Raw genomic sequence first — 12,595 nt, 5'->3', positions numbered from 1 at the left:
AATAGATGTTCAACCCACCTATATGCGCTCAGGTCGCGATTCGAGCAGGGCCGCTTCCCACCGTCCTCCGTGGCCCGGGACGACCGAGTAAGCGACGGCCCGGCCGACCTCTATGGTCCGCGACCCGTCGGCGATGGCCGTGCAGTGGAAGAACAGCGTGCGCCCGTCGTCGCCCCTGACGGTGCCGTAGCCGGCGTGCTCGTCGAAGGTGGCCACCGTCCCGGTAGCCCGGATGTCGGCCACCGTCAGTGGACGATCTTGGCGATGGCCAACTCGACGATGTCACTGGCCCCAGCGTCTTTGAGAGCGGGGATCAGGGTGTTGATGGCCGACTTGGCCACCACCGTCTCCACCGCGTAGGCGTCCCCGCCGAAGAGCTTCGACACCGTGGGCGAGCGCAGCGCGGGCAGGATGCCGATGACCCTGTCGAGGTCGCCCTCGGCCACGTTGAGCTTCACCAGCACCCGGCCCCGGGCCTCGAGGGTGCCCTGCAGCAGGGTGTGGACCTGGGTCATGGCGTGGCGCTTTTCGGGGTCCTCGCAGGCCGCCGGGTTGGCGATCAGCTCGGTGAAGCTGACCAGGAGGGTGTCGATGATGCGCAGGCCGGCGGTCCGCAGGGCCCGGCCCGTCTCGGTCAGCTCGACCACGGCGTCCACGATGTCGGGCACCTTGGCCTCGGTGGCGCCGTACGACAGCCGCACGTCGGCCTCGATGCCCAGCTTCTCGAAGTAGCGGCGGGTGATCTCGGGGTACTCGGTGGAGATCCGCACCCCCGGGGCCAGGTCGGAAGCCCTCTCGACGGGCGACTCGTCGAGCACGGCCAGCACGATCTGCACGGGCCGGGCCGTGGCCTTCGAGTAGTGGAGCTGGCCCAGCGAGACGACCTCGGAGCCGGTCTCCTCGATCCAGTCGCGGCCGGTGATGCCGATGTCGAACAGGCCTTCGGCCACGTAGCGGGGGATCTCCTGGGGCCGCAGCACACGCACGTCGGCGATCCGCGGGTCGGCCACCGACCCCCGGTAGTCGACCGAGGACGACCGGGTCACGGCCAGGTCGGCAGCCTCGAACAGGTCCATGGTGGCCTTCTCCAGGGAGCCTTTGGGCAGGACGAGCTTGAGCATCTGAAGGGTGCCTCTTTCGGGTCAGGATCGGGGGGAAGGGAGCCGGCGCAGCAGGTCGGCCATCTCCACCGCGGCGGCCGCGGCCTCGGCCCCTTTGTTGCCGTGGGCCCCGCCCGCCCGGGCCTGGGCCGCTTCGATCGTCGTGGTCGTCAGCACGCCGAACACCACGGGCACACCGGTGTCGAGCTGGGCCCGCTGGAGCCCGGCCGCGCACTGGGTGGCCACGTGGGTGTAGTGGTCGGTCTCGCCCATGACGACCGCTCCCACGCACACCACGGCGTCGACGGTCCCCGACTCCGCCAGGCGCTGGGCGGCCAGGGGGAGCTCGAAGGCCCCCGGGACCCACAGCTCGCTCACGTCCCCGGGCGCCACCCCCAGGCGCTCGAGCTCGGCGCCCGCCCCGGCCGCCAGCCGCCCGGAGATGTCCTCGTTGAACCGGCTGGCCACGACGGCCACCCGCAGGCCTCGGCCCGTGCCCGGCCCCGGGCCGGGGGGGGCCGCCCCGGTCGTCACTCCAGGCCCTCGAGCAGGTGGCCGAGGCGGTCCTGCTTGGTGCGCAGGTAGCGGATGTTCTCGGCGTTGGGCGTGGTCAGCAGCGGCACCCGCTCGACGATCTCCAGCCCGAAGCCGTCGAGGCCGGCCCGCTTGGCCGGGTTGTTGGTGAGAAGGCGCATGGTCGTGATGCCGAGGTCCACGAGGATCTGGGCGCCGGTGCCGTACTTGCGGCTGTCGACGGGCTGGCCCAGGGCCAGGTTGGCCTCGACGGTGTCGGCCCCCTCGTCCTGGAGGGTGTAGGCCTGGAACTTGTGGGCCAGGCCGATACCCCGGCCCTCGTGGCCCCGCAGGTAGAGCACGACGCCCAGGCCCTCGACCGCGATGCGCTCGAAGGCCCCCCGCAACTGCTGGCCGCAGTCGCAGCGCATCGAGCCCAGGGCGTCGCCCGTCAGGCACTCGGAGTGGACCCGCACGAGCACGTTGGGCTGGCCCTGGACGGCCCCCTTGACCATGGCCACGTGCTGGTCGCCGTCGAGGGCCGACTCGTACACGTAGGCCGTGAAGTCGCCCCACTCGGTGGGCACCCGGGCGGTGGCCACCCGGGTGACGAGCTGCTCGCGCTGGCGCCGGTAGCGGATCAGGTCGGCGATGCTCATGAGGGGCAGGCCGTGGCGGGCTGCGAAGCGCTGGAGCTCGGGCAGCCGGGCCATAGTGGTCTTGTCCTCGCTTACCACCTCGCACAGCACGCCCGCGGGGTAGAGGCCGGCCAGGCGGGCGAGGTCGACGGCCGCCTCGGTGTGGCCCGCCCGGTTGAGCACGCCGCCCTCGCGGTAGCGCAGGGGGTACATGTGCCCGGGCCGGGCCAGGTCGGTGGGGTGGGTGCCCGGGGCGATCAGGGCGGCGATGGTGGCCGCCCGGTCGGTGGCCGAGATCCCCGTGGTGGTGCCCTGGCGGGCGTCGACCGAGACCGTGAAGGCCGTTCGGTTGGGGTCGGTGTTGTCGGCCACCATCGGAGGAAGCTCAAGCTCGTCGAGCCGCTCCCCGGTCATGGGCATGCAGATGACCCCCGAGGTGTGGTTGAGAAAGAAGGCGATCTTGTCGGAGGTGGCGAACTCGGCGGCCATGATCAGGTCGCCCTCGTTCTCGCGGTTGGCGTCGTCGACCACGACGACGATCTCGCCCCGGCCGAAGGCGGCGATCGTCTCGTCGACGTTGGAAAAGGCCATGGCGCTCATTCTCCCAGCAGTCGGGCGACGTACTTGGCGATTATGTCGAGCTCGACGTTGACCCGGTCCCCGGCCCGGCGGGAGCCGAGGGTGGTGACGGCTGCCGTGTGGGGCACGACGGCCACGTCGAACCAGTCCTCGCCCACCTCGACGACCGTCAGGCTCACCCCGTCGACGGTCACCGACCCCTTGGGGGCCAGGTAGCGAAGGTGCTGGGGGCCGTCGATACGAGCCCGGAAGTCGGGTGCGGGCCGCACAACGGTCCCCACCGTGTCGACGTGCCCCTGGACGAGGTGGCCGTCGAGGCGGTCCGACAGGCGCAGGGGCCGTTCGAGGTTGACGGGGTCGCCGGGGACGAGCGCCCCGAGGTTGGTGCGGCTCAGGGTCTCGTCGACCACGTCGGCGGCCCACGTCCCCTCCCCCATGGCCACGACTGTGAGGCACGCCCCGTTCACCGCTATCGAACCGCCCAGGCCGGTCCCCTGGGTGACGAGCTCGGCCGCGAACGTGAACCGGCTGGCCTCGCTCCCGACGAACCGCCCCAGCTCCTCCACGATCCCGGTGAACACCGCCTCAGGCCTCCGTGGCCGGCTCGAGGTCGACCCGCACGTCGGGGCCCAGGCGGGTGACGGCGGTGATGCGCCCCCGGAAGGCGGTGTCCATGGTGGGGGCACCCGCGCCGGCCAGCACGGGCCGGCCGTCCTCACCGCCCATGAGGGCGGGCGCCAGGTAGAACACGTAACGGTCGACGAGCCCGGCCCGGTGGAACTGGCCGGCCACGGTCGGGCCCCCCTCTACGAGGACCTGCACCACGCCTCGGCGTCCCAGTTCGTCGAGCACGCCGCCCAGGTCCCCCGAGAGCTGCAGGGCAGGGTGGGCGCGGGCGTCGTCTGGGGCGTGGCCCAGGACGACCCGCAAGGGCTGGCGGGGCGCCTCGACATCGCGGGCCGTGAGGCGGGGGTCGTCGGCCCGCACGGTGCCGGCTCCCACCAGCACGGCGTCGCTCTCGGCCCGCAGGCGGTGGGCGTCGGCCCGGGCCTCCTCACCGGTTATCCAGCGCGACGAGCCGTCGGGCGCCGCGGTACGGCCGTCGAGGGTGGCGGCCAGCTTGAGGACCACCCAGGGCCGGCCCGTCGTCCGGTGCTTGAGATAGGGGGCCAGCTGAGCGCGCGCCTCGGCGGCCCGCAGGCCGGTCTCGACCTCGACCCCGGCGGCCCGCAAACGGGCCAGGCCCCGGCCGGCCACCCGCGGGTCCGGGTCCTCCACGGCCACCACCACCCGGCTCACCCCGGCGGCCACGATGGCGTCCGTGCAGGGCGGGGTGCGGCCCGTGTGCGAGCACGGTTCGAGGGTGCACACCAGGGTCGACCCCCGGGCCGCGGGGCCGGCGGCCCGTAGGGCCACGACCTCGGCGTGGTCGCCTCCGGGGGGACGGGTCGCCCCCTCGAAGCCCCCGGGTAGGACCACCGCACCCACCCACGGGTTGGGCGAGGTGGTCAGCCGGACGCTCGCGGCCAGCTCTAGGGCCCGGTCCATGGCCGCCTCGGTGGATGTCACCGGGGGTGTTCGGTGGGCTCGCCGGCCAGGAGGGCGAGGGCGTGAGGCAGCACGTCGAGCACGGCCTCCAGGGACTCCACCGCCCCAGCCGCCGAACCGGGCGTGTTGAGCACCAGGCAACGGCCCAAGGTGCCGGCCACGCCGCGCGACAGCCGGCCCTTGGCCGGGTCGGCGGCCCGCATGGCCTCGGCCAGGCCCGGGGCCTCGCGTTCGAGCACCCTCCGGGTCCCCTCGGGGGTCAGGTCGCGGGGCCCGAACCCCGTGCCCCCGGTCGTGACGATCAGCCCGGCCCAGCCCCAGGCCAGCTCGGTCAGGGCACCGGCCACCCGCTCGTCGCCGTCGGCCACCACCCAGCGGTCGGCGACGTCCCAGCCGGCCGCCCCCAGGCAGTCGGCCAGTGCCGCCCCCGACAGGTCCCGGCGGGTGCCGGCCACCACCCCGTCGGACACCGTGAGCACCTTGGCCCGCAGCCGCCCCGCCCCGGCCGGGCCGCTCATGTCCCGAGCCTTTCGCCCGGCCCCAGGCGCGCCCCCCGGGCCCAGTCGCCCGCGGCCTGGGGGTTGCGGCCCTCGGGTTGAACCTCGACCAGGACGAGCCCGCCGTCCCCGGTGCCGACGGTGACGGTGGGGGCCGACGGCCCGGGCCCGACCTCGCCGGGGCCGAGGGCGTAGACCGGCCCGGCGGGGGCGGGTGTCGCTCGCAGCACCTTCAGGCGCCGGCCCCGCACGGTCGTCCACGCCTGGCCCACCCGCACCACCCGGTGGAGGTGGGCGGCCGGGCGCTCCCAGTCGAGGCGATGGTCGTCGGGCCCGAGCTTGGCCGCGTACGTGGGCTCGCCTTCCTGGGGCCGGGGCCGGCCCAGGCCCTCGCCCAGCAGGCCCACGAGCAGCTCCGTCCCGAGCACGGCCAGCTGGGCCCGCAGCTCGGGGGCCGTGGACTCGGGGCCGATGGACACCTCCCGGCAGGCGTACACCGGGCCGGTGTCGAGCCCTTCCTCGAGGCCCATGATGCAAACCCCGGTGCGCTCGTCGCCGGCCAACAGGGCGCGTTCCACGGGGGCCGCCCCCCGCCAGCGGGGCAGCAGCGAGAAGTGGACGTTGACCATGGGCAGGGCGGCCAACACGTGGGGCCGGACCAGGCGTCCGAAGGCGACCACCACGCCGAGGTCGGCGCCGGCGTCGAGCACGTCGTCCACCCGCTCGGTGACGACCAGCCCCAGCTCGGTGGCCACCTGCTTGACGGGGCTGGGCACCAGGGCGCCGCCCCTCCCCCGGCGCCGGTCGGGCTGGGTCACGACCACGGCCACGTCATGGCCGTGTTCGACCAGGGCCCGCAGGGTGACCCCGGCCTCGACGGGCGTGCCCAGGAAGGCGATCCTCAGCCCCGCTCGCTCTCCAGCGAGAGCCCCAGGCTGCGGTTGCGGAGGGTGCGAAGGGCTTGCTTCTTCTCGCCCCGGGAGAGCCTCTCCAGGAGCAGCACACCGTCGAGGTGGTCGGTCTCGTGCAGGAACACGCGTGCCAGCAGGTCCTCGGCGTCGACGGACAGTTCGTTGCCGTCGAGGTCGAGCCCGGTTAGGTGCACCGCCGCGGGCCGCACGATGGGCCACGACAGACCGGGCACCGACAAACAGCCCTCCTCGTACTCCCACTCGCCGGACCGTTCGGTGATGCGGGGGTTCACCACCGTGAACGGCCCGTCGCCGATGTCGTAGACGAAGATGCGCTTCTGGACCCCGATCTGAGGGGCGGCCAGGCCCACGCCCGGGGCCTCGTACATGGTCACGATCATGTCCTCGGCCAGCCGGACGAGGTCGCCGTCGATGTCGGTGACCTCCTTGGTGGGTACGCCCAGGACGGGGTCGCCGAAGACACGTATGTCATAGGGGGCCATCGGGCGGCCAGGGTACTCCCGCCCCTGGCCCCGGCGGGCGGGTCAGCCCGGCCGGGGTTCCCCCATCTCGTGGCGGACGCCGCCGCCCGGCACGGCCGTGACCCGCGACGGCCCGCAGTCGCCGTCGCCCAGGTGGTCGTGGGACCGGGCCGGGGACACGATGCCGTCGGCCACGGGCGGGGAGAACACGACCGACGAGTACGGCAGGTCCGAGCAGCGGGCCCGCGGGCCGCCGTAGTACTCGGTCCACATGACCGACCACCGCCCGAGCCCGCCCCAGGCCGCCGGAGCCCGGATGCGGCCCATCTCCTGGTCGTCGACCGACGCCGACCACACCCTCTCGCCGGTGCGGTCACCGGTGCCATCGCCGGTGCCATCGCCGGTGCCCTCGCCGGCCACCTCGAGGGCGAGGCGGTAGGGCCGGCCCGGCTCCCACAGCAGGGGGATGCGACAGCTCCAGCCCACACCCTCGCCCCCGAAGCGGACGACGCCCGGCCCCTCGGCCCCGATCGTGTCCCAGAACGAGAAGATGGCCATCTTGCCGAGGCTGCCGTCAGCCCGGTTGCCGTGGGTCTGCAGGCCGAGGTAACCACCCTCGCCCGCTTCGGTGCGGAACTGGTGGGCCCAGAAGTAGGTCGTCCCCGGTCCCGGGTCGACCTCGATGGTCAGGGAGTGTTCCAAGCGGGAGTACCCCTCCCCCGGCCAGTGCCAGTCGCTGTAGGTGCCTCTCGGCCGTAACGTCCGGCGCCTGAACATGGCCGCATTCTGACCGCCCGCGCGCCACCCGTGGGTCAGGCCCGGAGGGGGTCGACCTCGACCCGGGTACGGGCTGGGGGCCGGGGGGTGGCCGCCAGGGCGTCGCACAGGGTTCGATGGTCGGGGGCGCGGACGAGCCAGCGGTCGTGGGACGGGCCCATGACCTCCAGGTCGAGACGGGCGGACAGGACGGCCGCCAGCTCGGGGGCGCCGGGGCCGGACAGGCGGGCCACGGCCGTCTCGGGGGGAAGGCTCAGGGCGGCCCGGCGGGCGGCTTCCACCACCGCCAGGCGGCCCGGGTCGCCGTGGAGGGCAGCGTCGAGGGCCTCGTGGCCGGCCAGGCGGGTCTGTACCAAGACCCGGCCCCGGTTGTCGCCGCCGTCGCGTCCGCCCACCACCCGACCGGCCCGGGCCAGCAGGGCCAGCGCCCGCTCGGCGGCCCGGTAGCGGGGGGCCATCAGCTCCTGGTCGAAGTCCAAGAAGGCCACAGCCGCCGCCCCGGCGGCCCGGTGGAGCAGGGCCTCGGTGCCGACCAGGACGGGAGCGTCGGGCAGCTTCCCCTCGGCCGTGTCGGCCGTGACCTCGGCCACGTCGAGGCCGGCCAGCAGCTCCAGCTCCTCCCGGGCCCGGGACACGCCGATACGCACGGCCTTGAGCCGCCCGGCCCCACACCACCGGCACAGCGCCGGCTGCCCGGCCCCGCAGCGGCGGCACCGCAGACCGGCTACGGCCGTCTCCAGCGGGCCCTCGCAGGCCTCGCACCGGGCCAGCTCGCGGCACTGCCCGCACGCCAGCAGCACGACCCGCCCCTTGCGGTTGAGCACGCACAGCACCCGCCCACCCGGGCCCGCCCCCCGGACCAGGGCCACCAGCCGTTCCGAGTACAGCCCCAGGCCGGGGGCCTCCTGGCGCCGGTCCACCACCTCCAAGACCGGCCACCCGGCCCGCTCCTCGGCCCGGCCGGGGACCTCCAGCCGGGCCCGGGCCAGGGTGTCGAGTGACGGGCACGGCGAGGTCAGCACGCAGGGCACCCCGGCCCGCCGGGCGCGCTCGACGGCCACGTCGCGTGCGTTCCAGGTCGGGGCCCGCTCCTCCTGGTACACCTCGTCGTGCTCGTCGACGACGACCACCGCGGCCAGCCTGGGCACCGGCGCCCAGGCCCCGGCCCGGGCCCCGACCACCGAGCAACCCCCGGCGGCCGCCCTGGCCCAGTCCCGGGGCACCTCGGCCACGGCGTGGCCCCGGTTGCGCAGGCGGGCGGCCACGATGGCGGCCTCGGCCAGCGACGGGGCCAGCACCAGGGTGTCGCCCTGGGCGGCCGCGTGGGCCACCAGCGCGAACGCGTCGCCGGCGGGAGGCACACGGACAACCACCACGTCGCCGGGGGAACGGGCCGCCCCAGGGGCGGCCAACGGCCGGGGCCGGGGCCCGTCGTCGACGAAGGCGGCCCGCGGCGGCGAAGCCGTGCCCAGGAAGCGGTTGGCCGGCCCGGCCCAGCGCCAGGCAGCCCACCAAGCCAGTTCGACGATCTCGGGGCCAGGGCCGTCGCTGGACAGCCGGGCCAGGGCCAGCAACCGGCGCTCGGTCGACGGCTGGCGCGAGAGCCCCACAACCCACCCCTTGACCCTCCGCCCGTGGAACGGGGCGCGCACTATTGACCCGACCCGTATGCGCCCGGCCATCGACGGAGGGACGAGGTAGTCGAACTCCCGGCCCGACAGGGCGGCGATGTCGGGCGCCACCCGGGCCACCAGTTGACCGGGGCCCGTGCCCTCGCCCAGCGGGGGGCCGGCCCGTTCGCTCCCCGCCCGCGGCCCGGGTGCCGTGGTCGGGGCCGGCCCCTTCCCCGGGCCCGCCTCCGGGCCTACCCCAGGGCCAGAGCCTGCTTCACGTCGTCGAGGCGGTTCAGGTGCTCCCAGGAGAACTCCTTGTCGGACCGCCCGAAGTGCCCGTAGGCCGCGGTGCGCCGGAAGATGGGCTTGCGCAGGTCGAGGTCGCGGATGATGGCCGCGGGCCGCAGGTCGAAGACCTCGCCCACCATCTTCTCGATGGCCCGGGGGTCGACCGTCTCGGTGCCGAAGGTCTCGACCATGACCGACACCGGGTGGGCCACGCCGATGGCGTAGGCCACCTGGATCTCGGCCCGCCGGGCCGCGCCCGAGGCCACGATGTGCTTGGCCACCCAGCGGGCCGCGTAGGCGGCCGAGCGGTCGACCTTCGAGGGGTCCTTGCCCGAGAAGGCCCCTCCGCCGTGGCGGGCCGCTCCCCCGTAGGTGTCGACGATGATCTTGCGCCCGGTCAGGCCCGTGTCGGCGTGGGGGCCGCCCAGCTCGAAGCTGCCCGTGGGGTTGGCCAGCAACTGGTAGTGGTCGTCGGCGAACTCGGGCGGCAGCAGGGGGTGGATCACGTGCTCGCGCAGGTCGGGCTTGAGCAGCGTCTCGATGTCGATACCGGGCTGGTGCTGGGACGAGATGAGCACCGTCTTGAGCCGGACAGGCCGCCCGTCCTCGTACTCGAAGGTGACCTGGGTCTTGCCGTCAGGGCGCAGGTAAGGGAGCACGCCCGCCTTGCGCACCTCGGCCATGCGCTGGGCCAGCCGGTGGGCCAGCCAGATGGGCAGCGGCATGAGGTCATCAGTCTCGTCGCAGGCGTAGCCGAACATCATCCCCTGGTCACCGGCCCCCTGGGAGTCGGTGACGTCCTCGGTGCTGTGCCCGGCCCGGACCTCGTAGGCGGTGTTCACCCCCTGGGCGATGTTGGGCGACTGCTCGTCGATGGCCGTGACCACCCCGCACGTATTGCCGTCGAACCCGTAGGACTCGCGGTCGTAGCCAACCTCGCACACCGTGCGGCGCACGATGCGGGGGATGTCGACGTAGGCCTTGGTGGTGATCTCCCCGGCCACCACGACCAGGCCCGTGGTCAGCAGCGTCTCGCACGCCACCCGGCCCATGGGGTCCTCGGCCAAGATGGCGTCGAGGATGGCGTCGGACACCTGGTCGGCCATCTTGTCGGGGTGGCCTTCGGTAACCGACTCGGAGGTGAAGGTGTAGCTGCTCATGGGCTGCAAACCCTACTCCGGTGTCCTGGTGCCGACGGCGAGGGCGGCCACCACCTGGTCGACCACCACCGACGCCACCGCCCGCTTGCTGGCCATGGGGACGACCACCTCCCCGCCGGCCCTGTCGATGATCACCACCTCGTTGGTCTCGGACTCGAAACCTGCCCCCGGCCGCGTGATGTCGTTGGCCACGATCAGGTCGGCCCCCTTGGCGGCCAGCTTGGCCGCCGCCCGCCGCCGCAGCTCGCCTCCCCCACCCGTGGCTTCGGCCGCGAAGCACACCACGACCTGGCCGGGTGGGCGCCGCCGGACGACCTCGGCCACGATGTCGGGCGTCGGTTCGAGGACGATGTCGGGCACGCCGTCGGCCTTGGCCAGCTTGCCCTCGGCTGGAGCCTTGGGCCGGAAGTCGGCCACGGCCGCGGCCATGACCACCGCGTCACAGCCCGCCGACCTAGCCAGGACGGCGACCTCCATCTCCGCGGCCGTGGACACCCGCACGACCTCGGACCCCGCCGGGCCGGCCAGCGCCGACGCCGTCACCAGTAAGACCTCGGCCCCCCGGGCGGCGGCCTCGTCGGCCAGGGCATGGCCCTGGCGCCCCGACGAGCGGTTGGCGATGTAACGGACAGCGTCGATGGGCTCGCGGGTGCCGCCCGCGGTCACCAGCACCCGGCGGCCAGCCAGGTCCCGGGGCGCCAACGCGGCTTCGGCCGCGGCGACGATGTCAGCGGGCTCGGCCATCCGGCCCAGCCCGTCGTCCCCACCCGCCAGCCGCCCGGCCGCCGGGCCGCACAGTCCCACCCCCCGGGCCCGCAGGGTGGCCACGTTGGCCCGCACGGCCGGGTGCTCCCACATCTCGGTGTGCATGGCCGGGCAGAGCACGACGGGCGCCCGGGTGGCCAGCAGGGTGGCCGTCAGCAGGTCGTCGGCCAGCCCGGCGGCGTAGGCGGCCAGCAGGTGGGCGGTGGCCGGCGCGACCACGACGAGGTCGGCTCCCTGGCCCAGGGCGGTGTGGGGTACCGGGTCGGCCTCGTCCCACAACGACGACTGCGCCTTCTCCGACGCGAGCGCCGAGAAGGTCACCTCGCCCACGAACCGCCGGGCGCCGACGGTCAGGACGGGCACCACGTGGGCACCGGCCTCGACCAGCCGGCGGCAGAGCTCCACCGCCTTGTAGGCCGCGATCCCCCCGCTCACCCCCAACACGACCCGGCGGCCGGCGAGACGTCCCACCGCGTGCGGGGCAGGGACCGGGACCGGGGGCCTACTCCCCTTCGCCGTCGGCTGGCTCCTCGGCCCGGGGCTCGAAGGTGATCTTGTTGGCCGCGATCTCCTCGAGGGCGATCGACAGCGGCTTGCGGGAGACCGACGCCACCTGGGGAGGCACGATCGAACCCAGGCCTTCGCCCAACTGGCTGAAATAGGAGTTGATCTGCCGGCCGCGCTTGGCGGCCAGGCTGACCAGGCTGAACTTGGAGTCGACCTTCGAGAGGAGGTCCTCGATGGGGGGGTAGATCATCGTGCTGCGGTCAGCCATCGTGTCGGTCTCCAAGCTCTGAACGGTGGGCCTCCACAATACCAACGACCTCGTCCACGGCCCGCGACAGGTCGTCGTTGACGACTATGTGGTCGGCCAGGGCCCGACCCTGCTCCTCCTCGGCGTCGGCCTTGGCCAGCCGCCGGGCGATCGTCTCCTCGGGGTCACCGCGGCCCCGGAGCCGCTGCTGCTGAACCGCCCGCGACGGCGGGAGGACCAGCACCACCACGGCGCCGGGCCAGCGGGCCTTGACGTCCCGGGCCCCCTGCACGTCGATCTCCAAGAGGGCGTCGTGGCCTCTGGGCGGGTCGGGCAGGGGCGTGCCGTAGAGGTGGTCGAACACCTGGTTCCACTCCAGGAAACCCCCGCCCGCGGCCCGAGCGGCGAAGGTGGCCCGGTCGACGAAGTGGTAGGCGTCGGCCGGTTCACCAGGCCGGCGTGCCCTGGTCGTCCACGAACGGCTGAGCCACAGATCGCCGGCTCGTTCGAGCAGGCCAGCCACGATCGAACCCTTGCCGGCCCCGGACGGCCCGGCCACCACCAGGACGAGAGGGGGGCGTTCGGTTGTCAGTGGTTGTCGGGGAACAGCTTGAGCAGGGCCTCGCGCTGGTTGGCACCCAGGCCCCGCACCCGCCGGGCCTCGCTGATGTCGACCTCTTCGAGGATGCGCCGGGCCCGGACCTTGCCGACCCCGGGGAGCGACTCGAGGACGGCCAGCACCTTCATCTTGCCGACGACCTCGTCGCGTTCGCCCTGGTCGAGCAGCTCGCTGAGCGACAGCGAGCCCATCTTGAGCTTCTCTTTCAGTTCGGCCCGCTGGCGCCGGGAAGCAGCCGCTTTCTCAAGGGCAGCCTGGCGCTGTTCGGGCGAAAGCTCGGGAGGCAGCGGCATGGGCCGCACCATAGCGCGCCGCCGGCCCCCGCCGTTCTTGTCGTGCCGAGCTCGCCCG

The 12,595-nt window shown here is 74.0% G+C and carries 16 protein-coding genes; all 16 read right to left on the bottom strand.

The window, feature by feature from the left end:
* Positions 1–18: 18 nt before the first annotated feature.
* The 16 genes from AB1673_00890 to mihF all read right to left on the bottom strand — a co-directional run bounded on the left by AB1673_00890 (position 19) and on the right by mihF (position 12,537).
* Positions 19–243 carry a cold shock domain-containing protein gene (locus tag AB1673_00890; protein MEW6152533.1) on the bottom strand — a complete coding sequence of 75 codons (225 nt, stop codon included), beginning with the start codon at positions 241–243 and terminating at the stop codon, positions 19–21.
* A gap of 2 nt (positions 244–245) precedes the next feature.
* Positions 246–1,121 carry an ATP phosphoribosyltransferase gene (hisG, locus tag AB1673_00885; protein ID MEW6152532.1) on the bottom strand — a complete coding sequence of 292 codons (876 nt, stop codon included), beginning with the start codon at positions 1,119–1,121 and terminating at the stop codon, positions 246–248.
* Positions 1,122–1,142: 21 nt separating this feature from the next.
* Entirely contained in the window at positions 1,143–1,634 is a 492-nt protein-coding gene (gene ribH / locus AB1673_00880) for a 6,7-dimethyl-8-ribityllumazine synthase (protein ID MEW6152531.1), read from the bottom strand.
* On the bottom strand, positions 1,631–2,842 hold the full coding sequence (locus AB1673_00875; GenBank protein MEW6152530.1) for a bifunctional 3,4-dihydroxy-2-butanone-4-phosphate synthase/GTP cyclohydrolase II: 1,212 nt from the start codon (positions 2,840–2,842) through the stop codon (positions 1,631–1,633). The genes ribH and AB1673_00875 overlap by 4 nt, the downstream gene beginning before the upstream one ends.
* Before the next feature lie 5 nt (positions 2,843–2,847).
* Entirely contained in the window at positions 2,848–3,411 is a 564-nt protein-coding gene (locus AB1673_00870) for a riboflavin synthase (protein MEW6152529.1), read from the bottom strand.
* A 4-nt stretch (positions 3,412–3,415) separates the two neighbouring features.
* Positions 3,416–4,399: a bifunctional diaminohydroxyphosphoribosylaminopyrimidine deaminase/5-amino-6-(5-phosphoribosylamino)uracil reductase RibD gene (ribD, locus tag AB1673_00865; protein ID MEW6152528.1), complete on the bottom strand. Its 984-nt coding sequence runs from the start codon at positions 4,397–4,399 to the stop codon at positions 3,416–3,418.
* Entirely contained in the window at positions 4,396–4,896 is a 501-nt protein-coding gene (locus AB1673_00860; protein ID MEW6152527.1) for a MogA/MoaB family molybdenum cofactor biosynthesis protein, read from the bottom strand. The genes ribD and AB1673_00860 overlap by 4 nt, the downstream gene beginning before the upstream one ends.
* Positions 4,893–5,765 carry a methionyl-tRNA formyltransferase gene (locus AB1673_00855; protein MEW6152526.1) on the bottom strand — a complete coding sequence of 291 codons (873 nt, stop codon included), beginning with the start codon at positions 5,763–5,765 and terminating at the stop codon, positions 4,893–4,895. Before AB1673_00855 ends, AB1673_00860 begins: the two co-directional genes overlap by 4 nt.
* 11 nt (positions 5,766–5,776) lie before the next feature.
* The gene (def, locus tag AB1673_00850; protein MEW6152525.1) at positions 5,777–6,289 is read right to left on the bottom strand and encodes a peptide deformylase; all 513 of its coding nucleotides are present in this window, start codon (positions 6,287–6,289) and stop codon (positions 5,777–5,779) included.
* A 42-nt stretch (positions 6,290–6,331) separates the two neighbouring features.
* Positions 6,332–6,970 carry a hypothetical protein gene (locus tag AB1673_00845; protein MEW6152524.1) on the bottom strand — a complete coding sequence of 213 codons (639 nt, stop codon included), beginning with the start codon at positions 6,968–6,970 and terminating at the stop codon, positions 6,332–6,334.
* 110 nt (positions 6,971–7,080) lie between these two features.
* Entirely contained in the window at positions 7,081–8,796 is a 1,716-nt protein-coding gene (locus tag AB1673_00840; protein ID MEW6152523.1) for a hypothetical protein, read from the bottom strand.
* A 113-nt stretch (positions 8,797–8,909) separates the two neighbouring features.
* A complete protein-coding gene (gene metK / locus AB1673_00835; GenBank protein ID MEW6152522.1) occupies positions 8,910–10,106 on the bottom strand; it encodes a methionine adenosyltransferase in 1,197 nt (398 codons plus the stop codon).
* A gap of 12 nt (positions 10,107–10,118) precedes the next feature.
* Entirely contained in the window at positions 10,119–11,342 is a 1,224-nt protein-coding gene (gene coaBC, locus AB1673_00830) for a bifunctional phosphopantothenoylcysteine decarboxylase/phosphopantothenate--cysteine ligase CoaBC (protein ID MEW6152521.1), read from the bottom strand.
* A 31-nt stretch (positions 11,343–11,373) separates the two neighbouring features.
* On the bottom strand, positions 11,374–11,646 hold the full coding sequence (gene rpoZ / locus AB1673_00825; protein MEW6152520.1) for a DNA-directed RNA polymerase subunit omega: 273 nt from the start codon (positions 11,644–11,646) through the stop codon (positions 11,374–11,376).
* Entirely contained in the window at positions 11,639–12,184 is a 546-nt protein-coding gene (locus AB1673_00820) for a guanylate kinase (GenBank protein ID MEW6152519.1), read from the bottom strand. The genes rpoZ and AB1673_00820 overlap by 8 nt, the downstream gene beginning before the upstream one ends.
* 29 nt (positions 12,185–12,213) lie before the next feature.
* Positions 12,214–12,537 carry an integration host factor, actinobacterial type gene (mihF, locus tag AB1673_00815; protein MEW6152518.1) on the bottom strand — a complete coding sequence of 108 codons (324 nt, stop codon included), beginning with the start codon at positions 12,535–12,537 and terminating at the stop codon, positions 12,214–12,216.
* Positions 12,538–12,595 lie beyond the last annotated feature (58 nt).

It is taken from the genome of Actinomycetota bacterium (genome assembly GCA_040754375.1).
GTDB lineage: Bacteria > Actinomycetota > Acidimicrobiia > Acidimicrobiales > AC-14 > JBFMCT01.
The sequence above is the reverse complement of the archived record's forward strand: the minus strand, read 5'-3'. Positions and strand labels throughout refer to the sequence as shown.